The sequence below is a fragment of the Pseudomonas retamae genome (genome assembly GCF_043496865.1).
GTDB classification, from domain to species: domain Bacteria; phylum Pseudomonadota; class Gammaproteobacteria; order Pseudomonadales; family Pseudomonadaceae; genus Aquipseudomonas; species Aquipseudomonas retamae.
The window spans coordinates 148,345-170,179 of record NZ_JBIEIL010000005.1 but is presented as its reverse complement, the minus strand read 5'-3'; the positions used below and the strand labels follow the sequence as shown (position 1 = coordinate 170,179).

The following is a 21,835-nucleotide window of genomic DNA, read 5'->3' as shown; positions in this document are numbered from 1 at the left end:
GTGCGCGGGCTGCGAGGCCCGCGCCGGCAAGGATTTTTATGACTCAGCGACCGGGCAATCAAATGTTCGATGCCTATTTCACTGCCCGCGATATGCGTGAGGTGTTCTGCGATCAGGGCCGCGTGCAGGCAATGCTCGATTTCGAAGCCGCGCTGGCCCGGGCCGAGGCGCGGGTCGGGCTGATTCCGGCGTCTGCCGTGGCACCGATTGCGGCAGCATGCGACGCAGCGTTGTATGACTTCGCCGCACTCGGCGAGGCGATTGCCACGGCCGGCAATTCGGCGATTCCGCTGGTCAAGGCGTTGGGCAAGCAGATTGCCGCGAGCAATGCCGAGGCCGAGCGCTACGTGCATCTGGGCGCGACCAGTCAGGACGTGATGGATTCCGGACTGGTGCTGCAATTGCGCCAGGCGCTGGTGTTGATTGAAAACGAGCTCGCGAAACTGGCCGATTCGCTCGCCGTTCAGGCCCAACGCTTTGCCACGACGCCGCTGGCCGGGCGCACCTGGCTGCAGCACGCGACGCCGGTGACCCTCGGCATGAAAATCGCTGGATGGCTCGGCGCGGTGACGCGCAGTCGTCAACGGCTGCAAGAATTGAAACCGCGCTTGCTGGTCCTGCAATTTGGCGGTGCGTCGGGGACGCTGGCGGCGTTGGGTCAACACGCCTTGCCAATCGCCGAAGCCTTGGCCGAAGAGCTGCAACTGCGCCTGCCGGAACAACCGTGGCACACCCAGCGTGACCGCATCGTCGAGTTCGGCGCTGTGCTGGGATTGATCGCCGGCAGCCTTGGCAAGCTCGGCCGCGACATCAGCCTGTTGATGCAGACCGAAGCCGCTGAGGTCTTCGAACCTGCGGCGCCGGGCAAGGGCGGTTCGTCGACCATGCCGCACAAGCGCAACCCGGTCGGCGCGGCGGTATTGATCGGTGCGGCGACGCGGGTGCCGGGGCTGGTCTCGACGCTGTTCAGCGCCATGCCTCAGGAACACGAACGCAGCCTCGGTTTGTGGCATGCCGAATGGGAAACCCTGCCGGAGATCTGCTGCCTGGTGTCCGGTTCGCTGCAACAGGCGCGCTTGCTGGCTGACGGCCTGGAAGTCGATGCCGAGCGCATGGGCCGCAACCTTGAATTGACTCAAGGGCTGGTACTGGCCGAAGCGGTGAGCATCGTGCTCGCGCAACGCGTCGGCCGCGACACGGCGCATCACCTGCTCGAACAATGCTGCAAACGCGCCGTGGCCGAGCAACGACACCTGCGTGCGGTACTCGGAGACGAACCGCAGGTCACTGCGCAGCTGAGCAGCGCTGAGCTCGATGATCTTCTCAACCCCGCGCGTTACCTCGGTCAGGCTCACGTCTGGGTCGAGCGCGCGGTGGCCGAACACAACGCTTTGACTGTCTGAAGGAGAGGGCTGTGGCTTTCGTTCAACTCGCCGATGGCGAACTGCACTATGAGATTCAAGGGCCGGCGCAGGCGCCGGTGCTGGTCCTGTCCAACTCGCTGGGCACCGACCTGCACATGTGGGACGCGCAGATGCCGGCGTTCACCGAGCATTTTCGCGTGCTGCGTCTTGATACCCGTGGTCACGGCCAATCACTGGTTACGCCGGGGCCGTACAGCATCGAGCAACTGGGTCACGACGTACTCGGTCTGCTGGATGCGCTGCACATCGAGCGCGCACATTTTTGCGGCTTGTCGATGGGCGGGCTGATTGGTCAGTGGCTGGGGATCAATGCCGGGCATCGTTTGCACAAGCTGATCGTCTGCAACACGGCGGCGAAAATCGGCGATCCGTCGGTGTGGAATCCACGTATCGAAACCGTGCTGCGTGATGGCCCAACGGCGATGGTTGCACTGCGCGATGCGTCGATTGCGCGCTGGTTCACGCCTGACTTTTCCGCAGCGCATCCCGAGGCGGCGAAGAAGATTACCGACATGCTCGCCGCGACCAATCCACAGGGTTATGCGGCCAACTGCGCGGCGGTGCGGGATGCAGACTTCCGCGAGCAACTGGCTTCGATCAACGTGCCGTTGCTGGTGATTGCCGGGAGCGAAGATGCGGTGACGCCGCCGTCCGGTGGGCATTTCATTCGCGACCATGTGCGCGGCGCCGAGTACACCGAGTTCTATGCGGCGCATTTGTCCAACGTGCAGGCTGGCGCTGATTTCAGTGATCGTGTTGTGGCGTTTCTGAACGCTTGATAAGGGGAATTTTCGTGGATGAGAAGCAACGTTACGACGACGGCATGCAAGTGCGCCGCGCGGTGTTGGGTGATGCCCATGTCGATCGCAGCCTGACCACGCTGACCGAGTTCAACTCCGAATTTCAGGAGATGATCACCCGCCACGCCTGGGGCGATATCTGGACACGCCCGGGCTTGCCACGCCACACCCGCAGCCTGATCACCATCGCCATGCTGATCGGCATGAACCGCGAAGGCGAACTGAAACTGCACCTGCGCGCCGCCGCCAACAACGGCGTGAGCCGCGGCGAGATCAAGGAAGTGATCATGCAGAGCGCGATCTACTGTGGGATACCAGCAGCGAATGCGACGTTTCATCTGGCTGAGTCGGTGTGGAATGAACTCGGTGTTGAATCCCGGGAATAGCGGTTGACCGGCCCACCGCCTTCGCGAGCAGGCTCGCTCCCACATTGGCTATGCATTTCACTTCAGGCTTTGCCTGCTTCCACAGGATTAGTTGTTGGCCGCAGGATATGGGTACAACGCAAAGCCCTTGTAGGAGTGAGCCTGCTCGCGAAGCGGTGTGTCAGTCAAAGATGATTCGACCGACCTGCCGCGATCGCGAGCAGGCTCACTCCTGCAATTTGGATCGGTGATTAGAGCAGGCTGATCGGGTAGCTGACGATCAAGCGGTTCTCATCGAACTCGTTGTTGCTGAAATCCCGGCGCATGGTCGAGTTGCGCCATCTGACGTTGAGATCCTTGAGCGTGCCGCTCTGCACGGTGTAGCCCAGTTCCGATTCGCGCCCCCATTCCTTGCCGTCGGTGATAGCGCCGGTGTGCACGTTGTCGCCGCTGATGTAGCGGTTCATCAGGGTCAGGCCGGGAATGCCCATGGCGGCGAAGTTGTAGTCGTGGCGCAGTTGCCAGGAGCGTTCCTGTGCATTGTCATAACTGGCGTTGTAGCTATCGTTGGCCAAGGTGCCGCCACTGGTGCCGTTGACCCGCATCCACGCGCTGTCGCCGGTGAGTTTCTGCAGGCCGACGTAGAAGGTGTTGCCGCCGTATTTGGCTGAGAACATCCCGTACCAGGTCTTGTTATCCAGATCGCCGGCACGGGCGCTGCCGTCCTCCTTGCCATAAAAGAAGCCGAGGTTTGCGCCCAGCGTCCAGTCGCCGAGCGGCTGGCTGTGCAGCACGTTCAGGTACTGCTGGCTGTAGATGTCCTTGAGCTGCGCGTTCCATAGGCCGATCTGCGTACGCTTGTCGTTGAACAGGTACTCGCCGCCCTGGAAGTTGAATCGGTCGGAAGTGAACGCGGCTTTGCCGGTCATCGACATGTCGCTCATGCTGCTGTCGTCACGCGGGCTGTTGGCGCGGAACTGGCCGCCATACAAAGTCAGACCGTCGATTTCCTTCGATGTGATCTGCCCGCCGCGAAAGGTCTGTGGCAGCGAGCGGCCGTCGTCCGAACGCAGGATCGGCAGCACCGGCATCCACTCGCCGACCTTCACTTCAGTCTGGGAAAACTTCGCTTTGAAGGCGACGTTGGTGCGGCCGAAGTTATCGGCCGGGCGACCGTCGCGATCGAGCGGCAACAGTTGCGTGCCGCCTGTTCCTTTACCGCCATCGAGCTTGACCGAGTACAAGCCAAGCACGTCCATGCCGAAGCCGACGGTACCTTGGGTGAAGCCGGATCTGGCGTCGAGGATGAAACTTTGCGTCCACTCTTCAGCCTTGCCCTGGGCCTTGGTCGGGTTGGTGAAGTTGCGGTTGATGTAGAAGTTGCGCAGGTTCAGGTTGACCTTGGCGCCTTCGACGAAACCGGCTTCTTCGGCTGCGGCGGGCAGGGCCGCGCCGGCCAGGGCCAAAGCGATCAGACCGGGAAGTGCGTAGGGCGCAGGGGAAGCTTTCATGGGCGTGGGTCTCTCTTGTTTTTTTGGGCGAACGAGGGCGCTGGCGCCGGTTTTTCAGGGCGCAGGCGGGAATTGCATTGGGAGATGAAACGGATTGATCAGCCGGGCGGGGCAGGGCGCTGGAGCATGGCGTCGAACCTGATGTTATTGGTTTTATTGAGTGAATGGTGCGGGGCGCGCGGGGCTGGATTCAATTGGGGAAAGCGGGTTTTGGGCGATTATCGAACGCAAGATTGAACTTGATTTTTGAGTCAGTAGGGCCTTTGCAGGCAAGCCTGTACAAAAGAACTCCAAGAGGCAACAAAAAGTTTCAGACAGTTGTTAGTGGTTGCTGGAATTAACCATTGTCTAATCGGGCCTGTCAGTCCGGTAGAAGTTCTTTTATTTTGTCAACTGTCAACTATGACAGTTGTAGAAGAGATTGCCGGGGTGTAGGTTTTGTTACTTGTAAGTGCATATAAAACTCGCGATGCAGGAAGGGCTTGCTATGAATAGCGTTCATATTGGATTAATCAAGAAATTCGGTGAAAATCTAAACCAGGTCAGAGCTACAAGTGGTGAAATCAACCTTCGAATTATCCGCAAGGGTCTACCGGTTGAAGAGCTGAAAACGGAATGGTTCAATTTCTATATTCAGAGCTGGCGTACTGTAGTCGAGGCTTATTTTGGAGATGATACTGGCGCAAAGGTCCCAGCAGTGGCGTTGCTGGCGAACCATAAGCTGGAGCAGAAGAACTACGAAATAAAAAACCCCTTCGACGATGATTGGCAGGTTGGCGCTATCTTCGGTGCCGGCAGGCCTAATGGGGGTATTGCGGGGGATGCATTTGGTGAAGGTAAACTTAAAGTTGATCTTGTCGTTGATGATGAGGAAAGGCAGCGTATTGAAGGGAGTTTTTCATTTGGTTATGTAGACGCTTCCGGAAGCGAGGTTGAAGTGGAAGCTGTAAATTTCTGGGTAGAATTTAAAAAGTGATATTTTTTGTTTAATTTGATTTTCTATTTATGTAAAAAGAGCCTGCCTAATTGGCGGGCTCTTTTTGTTCAGCGGATGATGATCAGAACAGCTTCATCTTCGGTGCTTCTTCTTTCAGCGGTTCGTTCTGCGCGGTCTGCGCATTCCAGCCGCCGCCCAGTGCCTTGTACAGGTTGACCGCACTGGTCAACTGCGCGAGGCGGTCGGTGATCAGTGCCTGTTGCGCGCTGAACAACTGACGCTGGGCGTCGAGGAAGGTCAGGTTGCTGTCGACGCCGATGCGGTAGCGACGTTCGGCCAGGCGGTAGTAATCCTGGTTGGCCTGCACGAAGTCACGCTGCGCTTGCAGCTGCTCGGTGTAGGTCTGGCGCGCGGCGAGGCCGTCGGCGACTTCCTGGAAAGCCGTTTGAATGGACTTCTCGTAGTTCGCCACGCCAATGTCCTTCTGGATCTTGGCGTAATCAAGGCTGGCGCGCAGGCTGCCGGCGTTGAAGATCGGCAGGTTGATCTGCGGCTGGAACAACCACGTCCCCGAACCACCCTTGAACAGGCCGGACAGGTCCGGGCTCAGGCTGCCCGCGTTGGCGGTCAGGCTGATGCTCGGGAAGAACGCTGCCCGCGCCGCGCCGATGTTGGCGTTGGCGGCCTTCAGGTTGTATTCGGCCTGAAGGATGTCCGGACGCCGCTGCAGCAGATCCGAAGGAAGACCGGCCGGCACATCGCTGAGCAGGTCATCGGACAGCGGTTTGGCGGTCTGCAGATTGGCCGGGATACCGGTGCCGAGCAGCAGGGTCAGACTGTTTTCATCCTGCGCGACCTGGCGGGTATAACGCGCCAGTTGCGCCCGGGCGTTTTCCACGGAAGTGCGCGACTGCGCCAGATCCAGCGCCGAGGCCACACCGACTTCGTTGCTGCGGCTGGTCAGCTTGTAGCTTTCTTCGAAGGCACCGAGGGTGTCCTGGGTCAGCTTGAGCAGTTCCTTGTCGGCTTGCCAGGTCAGGTACGCATTGGCGACGTTGGCGACCAGACTGATCTGCGTGCTGCGCCGCGCTTCTTCGGTGGCGAAATATTGTTGCAGCGCTTGTTCGCTCAGGCTGCGCACCCGACCGAACAGGTCAAGTTCATAAGCGCTGATGCCGACAGTGGCCGAGTACGAGCTGGTGATGCCCGATTCGCCAGTCTGCGAGGCACGGGCCGGAACCCGCTGACGGCTGCCGGCCGCATTGGCCGACACTGCCGGGAACAGATCGGCGCGCTGGATGCGGTACTGCGCCGCGTACGCGTCGATGTTCAGCGCCGCGACACGCAGGTCGCGGTTGTTTTCCAGGGCCACCTGGATCAGCTGTTGCAGCGCCGGGTCATGGAAAAACTGCTTCCAGCCCTGCTCGGCAGCCGTCTGCGCCGGAGCCTGGGCCGGCGAATACGCCGGCCCCTGCGGGTACTGGCCTGCGACCGGAGCCTCAGGCTGCTGATAATCAGGTATCAGCGAGCAACCGCTCAGCACGAAGGCGGCGACTGCGATGGAGAGTAGCGACTTGCTCATTGGCCAGCCTCTTTAGGAGTTTCAGGCGTTTCATCCGTGTCAGCGTTTTTGCGCTGGCCGATGGACGAAACCGTAACGAAGAACAGTGGGACCCAGAAGATCGCCAGGATCGTGGCCGTGAGCATACCGCCAATCACGCCCGTACCGATCGCATGTTGACTGCCTGAACCGGCGCCGGTGGAGATCGCCAACGGTACAACACCAAGGACGAAAGCCAGCGACGTCATGATGATCGGTCGCAGACGCATGCGGCAGGCTTCGATCGCCGCGTCACGCAGGCTGCGTCCTTGCTCATGCAGTTCCTTGGCGAATTCGACGATCAGAATGGCGTTTTTAGCCGCCAGACCGATGGTCGTCAACAGGCCCACCTGGAAGTACACGTCGTTGGACAGTCCGCGCAGGCTGGTGGCCAGCAGCGCACCGATGATCCCCAGCGGTACCACGAGCATGACGGCGATCGGAATCGACCAGCTCTCGTACAGCGCCGCCAGACACAGGAACACCATCAGCAGCGACAGGGCATACAGCGCCGGCGCTTGCGAACCCGACAGACGTTCCTCGTAGGACAGGCCGGTCCAGGAGATACCGACACCGGCCGGCAGCTTCTTGGCGATCGCTTCGACTTCGGCCATCGCTTCACCGGTGGAGTAACCCGGCGCCGGAGAACCGAGGATCTCCATCGCTTCCACACCGTTGTAACGCGCCAGTTTCGGCGAACCGTAAATCCACTCGCCCTTGGCGAACGCGGAGAACGGCACCATGGTTCCGGCGCTGTTGCGCACGTACCATTTCTTCAGGTCTTCAGGGCTCATGCGAGCACCGGCCTGACCTTGTACGTAAACCTTCTTCACACGACCACGGTCGATGAAGTCGTTGACGTAGCTACTACCGAAGGAGATCGACAGCGTGCTGTTGATGTCGGTGAGGCTCAAGCCAAGGGCCTGGGCTTTCTCGTCGTCGATTTCCAGGTGATATTGCGGTTCATCGTTGAGGCCGTTCGGACGCACCTGATAGAGCACCTTGCTCTGAGCGGCGAGGCCGAGGAACTGGTTACGCGCTTCCATCAGCTTGTCGTGACCGATACCGGCGCGGTCTTGCAGGAACACGTCGAAACCGGTGGCGTTACCCAACTCCAATACCGCAGGCGGGGCGAAAGCGAAAACCATGGCATCGCGGAAAGTGAAGAAGTGTTGCTGGGCACGTTGGGCCAGGGCAAACACGCTGTTGTCCGCGTTACGCTCATCCCACGGCTTGAGCATGATGAACGCCAGGCCAGAACTCTGACCGCGACCGGCGAAGTTGAAGCCGTTTACGGTGAACACCGAGGACACTGCGCCTGCTTCTTTATCCAGCAGGTAGCTGCGCATTTCGTCGATCACCACCTGAGTACGCTCGGCGCTCGAACCGGCCGGGGTCTGGACTTGGGCGAACAGTACGCCCTGGTCTTCTTCCGGGAGGAACGCGGTCGGAATGCGGGTGAACAGCCAGATCATGCCGACGACGATCAGCAGGTAGGCCAGCAGATACGGGATCTTGCGCTGCAGCATGTTGCCGACACCGCGCTCGTAGCTTCTGACACCACTGTCGAACGTGCGGTTGAACCAGCCAAAGAAGCCTTTCTTCGGCGTGCCGTGCTCACCTTTCGGAATCGCCTTGAGCATGGTCGCGCACAGGGCCGGGGTGAAAATCAACGCCACCAGCACCGACAGGGCCATGGCCGAGACGATGGTGATCGAGAATTGCTTATAGATCACACCGGTAGAGCCGCTGAAGAACGCCATCGGCAGCAGTACCGCCGACAGTACCAGGGCGATACCGACCAGGGCGCCCTGAATCTGGCCCATGGATTTCTTGGTCGCTTCCTTCGGTGACAAGCCTTCTTCGCTCATCACCCGCTCGACGTTTTCCACCACAACGATGGCGTCATCCACCAGCAAGCCGATGGCCAGCACCATACCGAACATGGTCAGGGTGTTGATGCTAAAACCGAAGGCCGCGAGGATGCCGAACGTACCCAGCAATACCACCGGCACGGTCATCGTGGTGATGACGGTGGCGCGGAAGTTCTGCAGGAACAGGAACATCACCAAAAAAACCAGCACGATCGCTTCGACCAGGGTTTCAACCACACCTTTGATCGACTCGGTCACCACCGGAGTGGTGTCGTACGGGAATACCACTTCCATGCCTTGCGGGAAGAACGGCTTGAGGTCGTCAATCGTCTTGCGCAGCGCTTTTGCAGTGTCGAGGGCGTTGGCACCGTTGGCCAGTTTTACCGCCAGACCAGAAGCCGGGCTGCCGTTGAACTGCGCAGAAATGCTGGAGTTTTCACCGCCCAGACCGACGTCAGCGACGTCGCCGACACGCACTTGCGAGCCGTCCTGGTTGACCTTCAGCAGAATCGCCTTGAACTGCTCGGCCGTCTGCAGACGCGTTTTGCCGATGATCGTGGCGTTCAGTTGCTGGCCTGGCAGCGCCGGCAGACCGCCGAGCTGACCGGACGAGACCTGAACGTTCTGCGCCGAGATCGCCGTGCTGACATCGCCCGGGGTCAGGTTGTACTTGTTCAACTTGGCCGGATCGAGCCAGATGCGCATCGCATACTGGGCACCGAAAACCTGGAAGTCACCGACACCGGCGGTCCGCGAGATCGGGTCCTGCATGTTCGACACGATGTAGTTGGACAAGTCGTCCTTGGTCATGCTGCCGTCACGCGATACCACGCCGATCACCAGCAGGAAGTTTTTCACTGCCTTGGTCACGCGGATACCTTGTTGCTGCACTTCCTGCGGCAACAGCGGGGTGGCCAGGTTCAGCTTGTTCTGAACCTGTACCTGCGCGGTGTCGGAGTTGGTGCCTTGCTCGAAGGTCGCGGTGATGGTCATGCTGCCGTCGGAGTTACTTTCCGAAGACACATAACGCAGGTTGTCGATACCGTTGAGCTGCTGCTCGATCACCTGGACCACGGTGTCCTGCACGGTTTGCGCCGAGGCGCCCGGGTAGGTCACGGAGATCGCAATGGCCGGTGGCGCAATGCTCGGGTATTGGTTGATCGGCAATTTCAGGATCGAAAGTGCCCCGACCAGCATGATCACCAGGGCAATTACCCAGGCGAAAATCGGACGGTCGATAAAGAATTTTGACATGGATTACTCCCCTTTGCCGCCGGCGGCTTTGTCAGCTGCCTGTGCGGGGGCCGGGTTCTTGGTACCGACGTTGGTCGCTTCGGTCGGTTTGACCTCGGCGCCCGGTTTGACGTACTGCAAGCCTTCGGTGATCAGACGATCGCCGGCCTTCAGGCCGTCTTCGATCAGCCACTGGCTGCCGACGGTGCGGCTGGCCTTGAGCTGACGCAGTTCGACCTTGTTGTCCGGGCCGACGACCAGTGCGGTCGGCGTGCCTTTGAGGTCGCGGGTCACGCCTTGCTGCGGCGCCAGAATGGCCGCGGAGTTGACACCGGCCTGCAACTGGGCGCGTACGAACATGCCCGGCAACAGGGTGTGATCCGGGTTCGGGAACACGGCGCGCAGGGTCACCGAGCCGGTGGTCGGGTCGACCGTCACTTCGGAGAATTCCAGCTTGCCATCCAGCTTGTACTGGGTGCCATCTTCCAGGGTCAGCTTCACTGCTGCGGCGTTGTCGCCGGACTTCTGCAGGCGACCGCTTTCCAGCTCGCGGCGCAGTTGCAGCAGTTCAACCGACGACTGGGTCACGTCGACGTAGATCGGATCGAGTTGCTGGATCGTCGCCATCGCATCGGCCTGGCCATTGCTGACCAGCGCGCCTTCGGTAACTGCGGAACGACCGATACGGCCGGAGATCGGCGCGTACACCTTGGTGTAACGCACGTTGATCTGCGCAGTCTGCAACGACGCTTCCGATTCCATGCGGTTGGCCACGGCGGTGTCGTATTCCTGACGGCTGACGGCCTGCTCATCGACCAGTTGCTTGTAGCGGTCGGAGATCGACTTGGTCGAACGCAGGTTGGCTTCGGCGCTTTTCAGGGTCGCTTCATAGACCGACGGATCGATCTGGTACAGCTGCTGGCCGGCTTTGACGTCGGCACCTTCCTTGAACAGACGCTTGAGAATGATGCCGTTGACCTGTGGACGCACTTCGGCAATGCGGAACGCGCTGGTGCGGCCCGGCAGTTCGGAAGTCAGGGTAAAGGCTTGAGGTTGCAGGGTGACGACGCCGACCTGAGGGGGCGGAGCGGCCGGTGCCGCTTCTTCCTTTTTACATCCGCTGAGCAGCGATGCCAGGGCGACGGCAGTGACCAGAGCGGTAACAGCTGGCTTGAATTGCATGAAGATCCTCGGGTCAGGCGCGCACAAAGCGCACAAGAAGTGTGAAAGGGTAAAAAATTCGTACCGGGTGGATAAGTAGCTTGCTAAGGAATATACTTACGTTCATGGTTGTTTGTAAATACCTTCGCCGCGTACCCACCCTGTTACAAAAGTCGTCGCAAGGTTCGAAATTGTAGGCCGGGGAGACGATTCACGAGAGATCGCCCCCTCTTTATTCAGCGGATATTCAGCCATCCCTGAAACATCCTGTTTGAGGTTTTACTGCCATGGTCCGTCGTACCAAAGAAGAAGCTCAGGAAACCCGCAGCCAGATTCTGGAAGCGGCCGAGAAAGCCTTCTATGAAAGGGGGGTTGCCCGTACGACCCTGGCGGACATCGCGACCCTGGCCGGTGTGACGCGCGGTGCCATTTACTGGCATTTCAGCAACAAGGCCGATCTGGTCCAGGCCATGCTCGACAGTCTGCACGAGCCGCTGGAAGAACTGGCCAAGGCCAGTGAAAGCGAGGACGAACCGGACCCATTGGGCTGTATGCGGCAATTGCTGATTCATTTGTTTCATCAAGTTGCGCTGGACCCGAAAACCCGGCGCATCAACGAAGTTCTGTTTCATAAGTGCGAATTCACCGATGAAATGTGCGATCTGCGCCAGCAGCGCCGGACGGCCAGTCTCGAATGCAACGTGCGCATCGGCCTGACCCTGCGTAATGCGGTAAATCGCGGCCAGTTGCCGGAAGATCTCGACACCGCCCGTGCGGCTGTCAGCATTCACGCCTATATCGATGGCCTGCTGTACGGCTGGCTGCTCGCGCCGGACAGCTTCGAACTGCACGCCGAGGCCGAGCGTTGGGTCGACACCGGGCTGGATATGCTGCGCCTGAGCCCCAGCCTGCGCAAATGAAACAAAATGCGTAATTGACACAGCTTATGTCAATTGGCCTCCCTTTATATAGGTGGGCGGCGGGGAGTTTATACGTAGCAGGCTGCGCATTTTGTAGGGAAATTGTGTCGCTCTTGTGAAATGGAGTTGGCCGCTTGCCCTCACCCTAACCCTCTCCCGGAGGGAGAGGGGACTGACCGCGTTGTTGATTCAATCTACGCCGACCTTAAATATCCAGCCGAACCCAAATTTCGAATATTCCCCGATCGGCTCCCTCTCCCCCCGGGAGAGGGCTGGGCGGGCGGCGTTCCGATGAGGGGCTACGTCTCAAGCAACACAACCACTTTCCACCGAACACAAAAAAGCCCCCAACTCTCACAAGTCAGGGGCTTTTTGCATCTCTGCGATCCGGCTTACAACGTCGGATAATCGATATAACCCACCGGCCCCTTGCCATAGAATGTTTCAGGATGCGGCTCATTCAACGGCGCATCGGCCTTCAACCGCGCCGGCAGGTCCGGATTGGCAATGAACGGCACGCCAAATGCCACCGCGTCAGCCTTGCCAGCCGCCAGCCATTCGTTGGCGCTGTCCTTGGTGAATTTTTCGTTGGCGATGTACGGGCCGCCAAACGCTTCTTTCAGTTGTGGACCCAGGCTGTCGGCACCTTCTTTTTCACGCGAGCAGATGAACGCGATACCGCGCTTGCCCAGTTCCCGCGCGACGTAAGTGAAGGTTTCCGCCAGGTTGTCGTCGCCCATGTCGTGGGAGTCAGCGCGCGGTGCCAGGTGCACGCCGACACGGCCGGCGCCCCAGACTTCGATCGCGGCGTCGGTCACTTCCAGCAGCAGACGTGCACGGTTTTCCAGCGAGCCACCGTACTGGTCGGTGCGCTGGTTGGTGCTGCTCTGCAGGAACTGGTCGAGCAGGTAGCCGTTGGCGCCGTGGATTTCCACGCCGTCGAAACCGGCGGCTTTGGCGTTCTCGGCACCGGTGCGGTAGGCGTCGACGATGTCGGCGATTTCAGCGGTTTCCAGCGCACGCGGTGTCGGGTAATCGGCCAATGGGCGCACCAGGCTGACGTGGCCTTTTGGCTGAATCGCGCTCGGCGCCACTGGCGCTTCACCGTTGAGGTACGAAGGGTGGGAGATGCGGCCGACGTGCCACAGTTGCAGGAAGATCTTGCCGCCTGCGCCGTGAATGGCTTTGGTCACGTTGGCCCAGCCACGCACCTGGTCGTTGGACCAGATGCCCGGGGTGTCCGGGTAGCCGACACCCATCGGCGTCACCGAGGTGGCTTCGCTGAGGATCAGGCCGGCCGAAGCGCGCTGTACGTAATACTCGGCCATCAATGCATTCGGCACGCGGCCTTCGTCGGCGCGGCAACGGGTCAGCGGAGCCATGATGATGCGGTTGCTCAGCTCGATGTCACCGAGTTTGATCGGGTCAAAAATAGTCGCCATGTCTTAAACCTCTTGAATGGAAATAAGTTGATCAGTTGGATGCAGCGGCCAGCTCGGCGTTGCCGTTCTGGCGGAAAGTAATCAGGGTCACCAGCAGGGCGAGCACCGCCAGTGCAGCGGCGGCCAGTGGCACGCGAGTCAGGCCATAGCCGTGGGCGATGACCGTGCCACCGACCCAGGCGCCAAGCGCGTTGCCGACGTTGAACGCGCCGATGTTCAGGGTCGACACCAGGTTCGGTGCCGCCTTGCCGAAGGTCACCACGTTGACCTGCAGCGCCGGCACCGCGGCGAAACACGCAGTAGCCCAGAGGAACAAGGTGATTTCGCTCGGGATCAGCGCGACGCTGGTCCAGCTCAGCACCGTAGAGATCACGGCCATGGCAATGAATACGCCGATCAGCGTGGCAGCCATGCCTTTGTCGGCCAACTTGCCGCCAATGATGTTGCCGACGGTCAGACCGAGGCCGATCAGCATCAGCGTCCAGGTCACGCCACGCGGCGAGACACCGGTGACTTCACCGAGCAGCGGCGCAACGTAGGTGAACAGGGTAAAGACCGAGGCAGCGAACAGCGCGGTCATGCTCAGCGACAGCCAGATGCCGGCGCCTTTGAGGGCAGCGAGTTCGGCGCGCATGTCGAGTTTTTCTTCGTCACGCTTGGCTGGCAGGAAACGGATCAGACCGATCAGCGCGATTACACCAATCACCGTCACCGCCCAGAAGGTCGAACGCCAGCCCGCGTGTTGACCCAGCGCCGTACCGAGTGGCACGCCGAGCACGTTGGCCAGGGTCAGGCCAGTGAACATCAGCGCTACGGCGGAAGCGCGTTTGTTCGGCGCAACCAGATTGGCCGCCACCACCGAGCCGATGCCGAAGAACGCACCGTGGCACAGCGCGGTGATCACGCGGGCGAACATCAGCACGTTGTAATCACTGGCAATGGCGCAAAGCAGATTGCCGACGATGAAGATGCCCATCAGCGCGACCAGTGCCGCCTTGCGTGGCAGCTTCGCCGTGGCCATCGCCATGAACGGCGCACCGATCGCCACACCGAGGGCGTAACCAGTTACCAGCCAGCCGGCGCCAGGGATCGACACACCGAGATCCGCCGCGACATCGGGCAACAGGCCCATGATGACGAACTCGGTGGTGCCGATGGCGAAGGCGCTCAAGGCGAGGATGAGAAGCGAAAGGGGCATGCGGGTTTCCTTGCGGCTGACTGACGTCAAGGGTCAGAGCTCTTTACTGAGGGTGCTGAGGAACGCCTGGATCACGTCCTCGTTACGTTTGAAAAAGTGCCATTGCCCGGCCTTCTGGCTGCTGATCAGCCCGGCGCGTTGCAGGGTCGCCAGATGCGCGGAAACGGTCGATTGCGACAGGCCACAACGCTGATCGATCTGCCCGGCGCAGATGCCGTACTCGTGGTTGTGCAACTGCTCGGGGAATTCGTTCTTGGGGTCTTTCAGCCAGTTGAGGATGTCTCGCCGTACTGGGTGCGCCAGGGCTTTTATTATTTCGTCGAGGTCAAGGTTCATGGCAGGGCTCGTGTTGGCAGTGGCGATATATCGCGATGAGGCGAACTTTAAATCGTTGGATCGCGATATACCAATATGATTTCGTTCTGATCAGCGCATGAATCGCTATATCGGGTTATAACGATATAGGGCTGCCGGCCCGCCTGGCGCAGTGCTAAGCTGCGCCCATGAACTATCTCGCACATTTGCATCTCGGTGGTCAGCGACCTGGCCAGCTACTCGGCAGCCTGTATGGCGATTTCGTCAAAGGTCGGCTGCAGGGGCAGTTTGCCCCGGAGGTCGAAGCGGCCATCCAGCTGCATCGCCGCATTGATGTATTTACCGACCGCCATCCGCTGGTGGACATTGCCCTTGCACGCTTCACCGAAACCCGCCGGCGTTATGCCGGAATCGTCCTCGATGTGTTTTTCGATCATTGCCTGGCGCGGGACTGGGGGCTATATGCCGACCGGCCGCTGGAGCAGTTCACCGCAGACGTCTATCAGGTGCTGTCTCGCGAACGTCAATTGCCGGAACGGCTAGCGAAGATTGCGCCGCACATGGTTGCCAATGACTGGCTGGGCTCGTATCGCGAGTTTGAGGTGCTGGAGCAGGTGTTGCGTGGGATTTCGCGGCGGCTGACCCGGCCCGAAGAGTTGGCCGGGGCAATGCAGGAATTGCGGCGATTGTATGAACCGCTGAGTGAAGACTTCAGTCTGTTTTACCCACAACTGCAAGACTTTGCCCAAAACTCGAAACCATCGGAGATTTGACCTGTGGGAGCGAGCCTGCTCGCGAAAGCGTCCCATCAGTTAACACATTCGGTGACTGACACAATGCCTTCGCGAGCAGGCTCGCTCCCACAGGGGATTGGATGTTCACGCCGCTATCAATTCGCCTGCGCGACGCGGTTCTGCGGGTTTAGCCACTTCACCAAACAACGCCCTCTGCACCGCCTGCTGCGCTTCGAACGCCAGTGCCGCACGCTCGCGGCCTTCACAGGCAATCGGCTTGAGCAAATGCACCTCGACATCGCCGCAGTCATTGCTGAACAGGCGCATCAGGTGCGAGAGCAAATCGTCGTCGCCAATGAACGGCGCCAACGTATCGACTTCACCATGGCGCAGATAACGAATCGCCACCGGTTGCAGCATCACTTCGGAATCAATCGCCGCCGCCAGCAAGCGGCCATGAAACGTGCGCAGCGAGCGGCCGTCAGTGGTGGTGCCTTCGGGGAACATCAGCAAGGCGTGTTCGCTTTGCAGATGGCGGGTCATCTGCTTGCGGATCAACTGGCTGTCGCCCGAGCCGCGACGGATAAACAGGCTGCCGGCCTTGGCCGCGAGCCAACCCGCGACCGGCCAGGTGCGCACTTCGGCCTTGGACAGAAACGACAGCGGCGTGAGCATGCCCAGCAGCGGAATATCGGTCCAGGACACATGATTGCTGACCCACAGCATCGGCTGTTTCGGCAGCTCGCCGTGTACGCTCACGCGAAAGGGCAGGGCATTACTCAGGCGCGCCATGAAAAAGCGCGACCAGCGCTGGCGCCGCTCCATCGAATGCGCCAGGCCGATGCGCTCGAACACCCCGAACACGCTGGCCATGCTCAAGCCCAGCGAGACCACCAACAGCACCCGCGCGATTCGCGCGTACACCCGCAACCGGCTCATCAGACGGCCGCCTTGAAGTGTTTGGCGTAGCGCGGGCAGAGTTCGTCGCGCTTGAGCAGGATGAACACGTCGGCGACCTGGAAATCTTCGTCCCAGCACGGCTCGCCGCAAATCTTCGCGCCCAGGCGCATGTAGGCCTTGAGCAGCGGCGGCATTTCCGCGATCACGTTGGAAGGGATATCCAGGGTCGGCAGCGGGTTTTTCGGCTCGGCTCGCAGGTGTTCGGTGCACAGATAACGTTCGCGCAGGCGCTGCATGATCGCGTGGGCCTGAATGCCGCCGTCCTGCATCGGAATGCTCGCGCACCCCATCAGGTAGCTGTAGCCGCCCTGATTCAGCACTTCGGCCAGTTCGCCCCAGAGCACGGCGATGGTCCCGCCGTTGCGGTAGGCCGGATCGACGCAGGTGCGACCGATTTCCAGAATCGGGCCCTGCAGATGCGCAAGACCGTGCAGGCTGAATTCTTCTTCGCTGTAAAACTTGCCCAGGCTGCTGGCCGCGGTGTGATCGAGCAAACGGGTGGTTGCCACCAGGCGCCCGGTGTTCAAGTCACGCACGCCGATGTGGCTGCAGTGAACATCATAGTCATCCATGTCCAGACCCAGTTCAGCGCCTTTCAATTTGGCGTTGAACTCGCCGCTGAAAACGGCGAAGCGCAGGGCCTGGGCTTGCTGCAAGGCTTCGGCGCCGACCAGGCGTTCGGCTTGCAGGCGGCGTTCATTGCCGGTGTCGCTGATGCGGGCGATTTGCGTCATGTGAATCTCCGTACGGGCCTTGAACCCGTCGTGGGTTGCAGCCGATCGACTTTCTTTATGCAGCCGTGTTGTGCAAAGTCAGGCTATGTAGCCCCGGTGTCATCGCCATGAACGTTCGGTGATGCTTATATGACAGCCCACAAGGAGGCGCCCGTGCCCTGGTCAGATCTGCTGCAACGTAGTGAACGCTTGCCCGTCGTCGCCGACCTCGCGGAGGGTTTCGCGACGCTGTTGCAGACGCTGGGCAATGTCTCGCCGTTTGAACTGGCGGTCGCGGGTGGGCGGCGCATGGCGACGCCGGGGCTGGCCTTTCTGGTCGGCTATCAAGCGGCGTTGCGCATGCTCTGGCCGAGCGCGCCATTGAGCCTCGGCGCGTTGTGCGCCACCGAACAGCGCAGCCTGCGCCCGGCGGATATGCAAACGCGTCTGAACGGCTTGCGCCTGAGCGGGCGCAAGGATTTCGTCACGGCTGGCGATGCGGCTGACTGGCTGCTGGTGGCTGCACGCAGTGAACAACCCGGCGAAACGCCGCGCCTGACGTTGGCGGTGGTCTACCCCGGCGAGCCCGGCGTGAGCGTGGAAACACTGCCGGCGCTGCCGTTGATGCCCGACATCAGCCACGGACGTCTGCACCTGGACGGCGCACTGTGCGAACTGCTCGCCGGCGATGGCTGGGATGCTTACGTCAAACCGTTTCGCACCCTTGAAGACGTCTATGTGCTGAGCGCGATGACCGCTTGGCTGTATGGCATCGGCCAGGACAGCGACTGGCCGCAGCCCCTGCAATTGCGTTTGCTGGCGCTATTGGCCGGGTGTGCCGAAGCGAGCCGGCAAGCGCCGGATAATCCGGCCGGGCATGTGTTGCTGGGCGGGTTGTTTGCGCAGTTCGAGGCGCTGGCGGGGGAGGTGGATCAGGCGCTGGCCGGTGGCCCGGTGGAGTGGGCGCAAATGTGGCAGCGGGACAAGGGCGTGATGCTATTGGCGGCGGGGGCCCGGGCGAAGCGGTTGGCCAAGGCATTGGCGGCGATCTGACTGGCCTCTTCGCGAGCAGGCTCGCTCCCACAGGGAACCGCGTTTGTTCAGTTGAAACACGGTCGAATTGTGGGAGCGAGCCTGCTCGCGAAGGCGGCCGCAAGAGCACCACACATCTGTCATAAACCCCAACTAGGCTCAGCAGGTTCATTCCCCAGAGCCCCGACCATGCGCAAAGGCCTGTTGCTGTTCTTGCTGCTCGTCAGCCTCACCGCCCGCGCCGAACAATGGCCCGGCGAGCAATGGTCTACCGGCCCGAAGATCACCGGCCCAGCCGTCGAGGCGCTGGAAACCTACGCCTTCCCGTCGCGCGACGACAGCACCCGCCAAGGCATCCGCACCGACGCCTTGTTGATCATCCGCGACGGCCAGATCATCTACGAACGCTACGCCGGCCCGACCACTGCGCAAACCCCGCACCTGACCTGGTCGATCAGCAAAAGCCTGATGGCCACCGTGCTCGGCGTGGCGTATGGCGAGAACCGCTTTAAACTCGACGACCCGGCCGCGCAGTTTTACTCGCCCTTGGCAAACCGCCCGGCGCTGAAAATCGCCGACCTGCTGCACTGGGCCTCGGGCATCGACTGGCAGGAAGACTACGAATACGCGCCGCTGAAATCCTCGGTGGTGGCGATGCTCTATACCCGTGGTCATCGCGACATGGCCGCGTTCGCCGCTGATCATCCGAGCTACGCTGAACCGGGTCAGGCGTTTCGTTATTCCAGCGGCGACAGCAATCTGCTCGCCGCCGCATTGAAAGGCATGCTCGGCCCGCAGCGTTATGCCGATTACCCGTGGACGGCATTGTTCGAACCGCTGGGCATTCGTCACGCCGTCTGGGAAACCGATGCCAGCGGCACGTTCGTCGCCTCGTCCTACGCCTATCTCACCGCGCGGGATCTGGCGCGGGTCGGGCTGCTGATGGTGCGCGACGGGCGCTGGCAGGACCGGCAATTGCTGCCCAAGGACTGGGTGGCGTTCAACCGCGAACCCTTCGCGGGCTACAAGGCCGGTCAGGACGAAGCCGTGCCCGGCGGCCACTGGTGGCTCAATCGTGCGATTGCCGGCGCGCCATCGCCATGGCCCGCCGCGCCGCCCGACACCTTCGCCGCGCTCGGCCATTGGGGCCAAGCGCTATACGTGATTCCCAGCCAGAAACTGGTCATTGTGCGCTACGCCGATGACCGCGACGGTGGTTACCGCCACAACGAACTGCTCGCGCGCGTGCTCAAGGCGGTGCAGCCATGAAGCGACTATTGCTGTTGCTGCTGGCCGTGCTGCTCGGCTGGATGGCTTACGAGCGGGAAAATCTATGGGCCTTCCCGGACATCATCAGCGCCTACACCGCCAAGGAATATTGTTCGTGCCGGTATGTGACGAACAACGACGCGCAATACTGCCGTGGCTATGTAAAGCAGTGGCTGCCGATCAGCCAGTTCACCGATGACCCGGCCAGCAAAACCATCACCGTCAGCGGCATGGGCCGCAGCAATAGCGCGCAGTGGCAAAACGAACGCCACGGTTGCCGCCTCATTCCCTGAGACTCCGGATCACCCCTGTGGGAGCGAGCCTGCTCGCGAAATCGTCGCCAGCCGCAATACATGCCGTGCGACGAGCATTGCATTCGCGAGCAGGCTCGCTCCCACAGGGTTTCCAATAACATGATGGGCGGTTAAGGTTCGTGCAGGTTTATCGCCCCCACGAGTGCTCAATGTTCAACCGCTCCCTGTACACAACCCTTTCTAGCCTGCTGCTGGCCGCCGCCGCATTGCCGGCCCAGGCCAATTGGTATCTGGACGGCGAGTCGTCGCGGCTGTCGTTCGTCAGCACCAAGAACGCCAGTGTTTCCGAAGTGCAGCGCTTTCTGGTGCTGCACGGCAAGGTCGACCCCAATGGGCGTGCCGAAGTCGAAGTCGAGCTGGAGTCGATCAACAGCGGCATTCCGCTGCGCGATGAGCGCATGCGCAAGGAGCTGTTCCAGATCGAGCAGTTCCCCGAAGCGACGATCACCACGCAGATCGACCTGCGCCCGATCAACGATCTGGCCCCCGGCGCGCAGCTGGAATTGCGCCTGCCGCTGACCGTCAAGCTGCATGGCAAGCAACACGAATATCCCGCCGAGCTGCTGGCAACACGCCTCGACGACCGGCGTTTTCAAGTCGTGACGCTGGAGCCGCTGGTGATCAACGCCGCGGATTTCGACCTCGCGCCGGGGCTCGAAAGTCTGCGCAAACTCGCCGATCTTTCAGCCATCAGTCTGTCGGTACCGGTGGGTGCGGTGCTGATCTTCACGGCGCGCTGACATGCGCGGCGCAGTATTTCCCTGGCGCGACGGCAACCGCTTCGAGCTGTTGATCGACGGCCCGCAATTCTTTCCGCGGATGCTCGAGCACATCGCCGCCGCCAAAGAACAGATCGAACTGGAACTGTATCTGGTCGAGGCCGGCGCCTGTGCAGACGCCATCGTCCAGGCGCTGGTGGCGGCGGCCGAGCGCGATGTGCGCGTGCGCTGTCTGTTCGATGATTACGGCAGCCTCGCGTTTACCTTGCACTTGCGTCAGCGCCTGACCGCTGCCGGGGTTGAACTGCGGTTCTATAACCGCTTGAGCTGGCGGCGCTGGGTTGGCAATTTCTATCGTGATCACCGCAAACTGCTGCTGGTCGATCAATGTCTGGCGGTGGTCGGCGGCACCGGTGTCACTGATGAGTTCTGGACCCCGGGCCATGACACCAGCGAGTGGCACGAAGTAATGGTGCAGATCAGCGGCCCGCTGGTGATCGATTGGCAATTGCTGTTCGACCGCCAGTGGATCGCCAACCGCTACCGCCGCGCCTGGCGTCCGGCAGCGCATTTCGGCCTGCCGCGGTTGCCGCGTGTGCCGGACAAGGGCGAGGGTATGGGCCGCGTGGCGTATGCCGATGCGCGCCAGCATCGCGATATTCTGCAATCGCTGTTTCGCGCACTGAACAGCGGGCAGAAACGCATCTGGATGGCCACGCCGTATTTCCTGCCGACCTGGAAAATCCGCCGCTCCCTGCGCAAGGCCGCCGCACGTGGGGTCGACGTGCGTTTGCTGCTGACCGGGCCGCGCACCGATCACCCGTCAGTGCGCTACGCCGGGCACCGCTACTACCCACGACTGCTCAAGGCCGGGGTGCAGATCTTCGAATACCAGCCGTGCTTTTTGCATCTGAAAATGGTGCTGGTGGACGAATGGGTGAGCATCGGTTCGTGCAACTTCGATCACTGGAACCTGCGCTTCAATCTGGAGGCGAACCTGGAAGCACTGGATCCGTCGTTGACGGCAGCGGTAGAGGCGAGTTTTGTCAGGGATTTCGGGCTGAGTCAGTTGGTCAGCCTTGAGGAATGGCAGCGCCGGCCGTTGTGGCGGCGGGTCAAACAGCGGGTGTGGGGCTGGGTGGATCGGTTGGTGGTGAATATTCTCGATAGACGCGGCTGAGCCCACTGTCGAAAACGACATGAAACCAATGTGGGAGCGAGCCTGCTCGCGAAAGCGGTCCGTCAGCCAAGCAAATGCTGACTGACACACCGCCTTCGCGAGCAGGCTCGCTCCCACAGGGTTTTGCAGTGTTA

General features: G+C 60.9%; 20 protein-coding genes. 11 read left to right on the top strand and 9 right to left on the bottom strand.

Annotated features, from left to right (window positions below; all coding sequences use genetic code 11):
* Positions 1 to 38: 38 nt before the first annotated feature.
* The 3 genes from ACGSLL_RS12490 to pcaC are packed head-to-tail and all read left to right on the top strand — an operon-like array spanning position 39 to position 2,610.
* Positions 39 to 1,403 (top strand): 3-carboxy-cis,cis-muconate cycloisomerase, encoded by a 1,365-nt coding sequence (locus ACGSLL_RS12490; RefSeq protein WP_394506204.1) that lies wholly within the window; start codon positions 39 to 41, stop codon positions 1,401 to 1,403.
* Between the two features lie 11 nt (positions 1,404 to 1,414).
* Entirely contained in the window at positions 1,415 to 2,203 is a 789-nt protein-coding gene (gene pcaD, locus ACGSLL_RS12485) for a 3-oxoadipate enol-lactonase (protein ID WP_394506202.1), read from the top strand.
* A gap of 14 nt (positions 2,204 to 2,217) precedes the next feature.
* Positions 2,218 to 2,610 carry a 4-carboxymuconolactone decarboxylase gene (gene pcaC, locus ACGSLL_RS12480; protein ID WP_394506200.1) on the top strand — a complete coding sequence of 131 codons (393 nt, stop codon included), beginning with the start codon at positions 2,218 to 2,220 and terminating at the stop codon, positions 2,608 to 2,610.
* Between the two features lie 230 nt (positions 2,611 to 2,840).
* On the opposite strand, the gene ACGSLL_RS12475 is transcribed toward pcaC, so the two are convergent.
* Complete coding sequence (locus tag ACGSLL_RS12475) at positions 2,841 to 4,100, bottom strand: OprD family porin (protein ID WP_394506198.1); 1,260 nt, start codon at positions 4,098 to 4,100, stop codon at positions 2,841 to 2,843.
* 487 nt (positions 4,101 to 4,587) lie between these two features.
* On the opposite strand from ACGSLL_RS12475, the gene ACGSLL_RS12470 reads away from it, so the two are divergent.
* Positions 4,588 to 5,076, top strand: a complete 489-nt coding sequence (locus ACGSLL_RS12470) for a hypothetical protein (RefSeq protein WP_394506196.1) — start codon at positions 4,588 to 4,590, stop codon at positions 5,074 to 5,076.
* Positions 5,077 to 5,158: 82 nt separating this feature from the next.
* On the opposite strand, the gene emhC is transcribed toward ACGSLL_RS12470, so the two are convergent.
* Genes emhC through emhA form a run of 3 tightly spaced genes read right to left on the bottom strand, consistent with a single transcriptional unit; the run spans position 5,159 to position 10,926 of the window.
* On the bottom strand, positions 5,159 to 6,619 hold the full coding sequence (emhC, locus tag ACGSLL_RS12465) for an efflux RND transporter outer membrane subunit EmhC (RefSeq protein ID WP_258450215.1): 1,461 nt from the start codon (positions 6,617 to 6,619) through the stop codon (positions 5,159 to 5,161).
* Positions 6,616 to 9,765, bottom strand: a complete 3,150-nt coding sequence (gene emhB / locus ACGSLL_RS12460; RefSeq protein ID WP_394506193.1) for an efflux RND transporter permease subunit EmhB — start codon at positions 9,763 to 9,765, stop codon at positions 6,616 to 6,618. Before emhB ends, emhC begins: the two co-directional genes overlap by 4 nt.
* A gap of 3 nt (positions 9,766 to 9,768) precedes the next feature.
* Positions 9,769 to 10,926 (bottom strand): efflux RND transporter periplasmic adaptor subunit EmhA, encoded by a 1,158-nt coding sequence (emhA, locus tag ACGSLL_RS12455; RefSeq protein WP_394506191.1) that lies wholly within the window; start codon positions 10,924 to 10,926, stop codon positions 9,769 to 9,771.
* A gap of 266 nt (positions 10,927 to 11,192) precedes the next feature.
* Here emhA and emhR point away from each other — a divergent pair, with 266 nt between their 5' ends.
* Positions 11,193 to 11,825, top strand: coding sequence for an efflux system transcriptional repressor EmhR (gene emhR, locus ACGSLL_RS12450; RefSeq protein ID WP_090282156.1), 633 nt, complete (start codon positions 11,193 to 11,195; stop codon positions 11,823 to 11,825).
* 392 nt (positions 11,826 to 12,217) lie between these two features.
* Here emhR and ACGSLL_RS12445 read toward each other — a convergent pair whose 3' ends face one another.
* From ACGSLL_RS12445 to ACGSLL_RS12435, 3 genes are read right to left on the bottom strand one after another with little or no spacing between them, the layout of a single operon-like run.
* On the bottom strand, positions 12,218 to 13,267 hold the full coding sequence (locus ACGSLL_RS12445) for an alkene reductase (protein ID WP_258450212.1): 1,050 nt from the start codon (positions 13,265 to 13,267) through the stop codon (positions 12,218 to 12,220).
* Positions 13,268 to 13,298: 31 nt separating this feature from the next.
* Entirely contained in the window at positions 13,299 to 14,465 is a 1,167-nt protein-coding gene (locus ACGSLL_RS12440) for an MFS transporter (protein ID WP_394506188.1), read from the bottom strand.
* Between the two features lie 33 nt (positions 14,466 to 14,498).
* Positions 14,499 to 14,801, bottom strand: coding sequence for an ArsR/SmtB family transcription factor (locus tag ACGSLL_RS12435; protein ID WP_007917068.1), 303 nt, complete (start codon positions 14,799 to 14,801; stop codon positions 14,499 to 14,501).
* 167 nt (positions 14,802 to 14,968) lie between these two features.
* On the opposite strand from ACGSLL_RS12435, the gene ACGSLL_RS12430 reads away from it, so the two are divergent.
* Positions 14,969 to 15,553 (top strand): acyl carrier protein phosphodiesterase, encoded by a 585-nt coding sequence (locus tag ACGSLL_RS12430; protein WP_394506185.1) that lies wholly within the window; start codon positions 14,969 to 14,971, stop codon positions 15,551 to 15,553.
* 105 nt (positions 15,554 to 15,658) lie between these two features.
* Here the strand turns inward: ACGSLL_RS12430 and ACGSLL_RS12425 are convergent, their stop codons facing one another.
* Entirely contained in the window at positions 15,659 to 16,453 is a 795-nt protein-coding gene (locus ACGSLL_RS12425) for a lysophospholipid acyltransferase family protein (RefSeq protein WP_394506183.1), read from the bottom strand.
* Positions 16,453 to 17,208, bottom strand: coding sequence for an L-ornithine N(alpha)-acyltransferase (gene olsB, locus ACGSLL_RS12420; RefSeq protein WP_206416047.1), 756 nt, complete (start codon positions 17,206 to 17,208; stop codon positions 16,453 to 16,455). The genes ACGSLL_RS12425 and olsB overlap by 1 nt, the downstream gene beginning before the upstream one ends.
* Before the next feature lie 153 nt (positions 17,209 to 17,361).
* Between olsB and ACGSLL_RS12415 the strand changes: the two genes are divergently transcribed.
* From ACGSLL_RS12415 to ACGSLL_RS12395, 5 genes are all read left to right on the top strand, one after another.
* Positions 17,362 to 18,240 carry an acyl-CoA dehydrogenase middle domain-containing protein gene (locus ACGSLL_RS12415; RefSeq protein WP_394506180.1) on the top strand — a complete coding sequence of 293 codons (879 nt, stop codon included), beginning with the start codon at positions 17,362 to 17,364 and terminating at the stop codon, positions 18,238 to 18,240.
* Between the two features lie 168 nt (positions 18,241 to 18,408).
* On the top strand, positions 18,409 to 19,488 hold the full coding sequence (locus tag ACGSLL_RS12410) for a serine hydrolase domain-containing protein (protein ID WP_394506178.1): 1,080 nt from the start codon (positions 18,409 to 18,411) through the stop codon (positions 19,486 to 19,488).
* On the top strand, positions 19,485 to 19,781 hold the full coding sequence (locus ACGSLL_RS12405; RefSeq protein WP_394506176.1) for an amidase: 297 nt from the start codon (positions 19,485 to 19,487) through the stop codon (positions 19,779 to 19,781). Before ACGSLL_RS12410 ends, ACGSLL_RS12405 begins: the two co-directional genes overlap by 4 nt.
* 170 nt (positions 19,782 to 19,951) lie before the next feature.
* Positions 19,952 to 20,542: a YceI family protein gene (locus ACGSLL_RS12400; RefSeq protein WP_208938406.1), complete on the top strand. Its 591-nt coding sequence runs from the start codon at positions 19,952 to 19,954 to the stop codon at positions 20,540 to 20,542.
* A 1-nt stretch (position 20,543) separates the two neighbouring features.
* Entirely contained in the window at positions 20,544 to 21,701 is a 1,158-nt protein-coding gene (locus ACGSLL_RS12395) for a phospholipase D-like domain-containing protein (RefSeq protein WP_394506174.1), read from the top strand.
* The last annotated feature ends 134 nt before the right edge of the window (positions 21,702 to 21,835 follow it).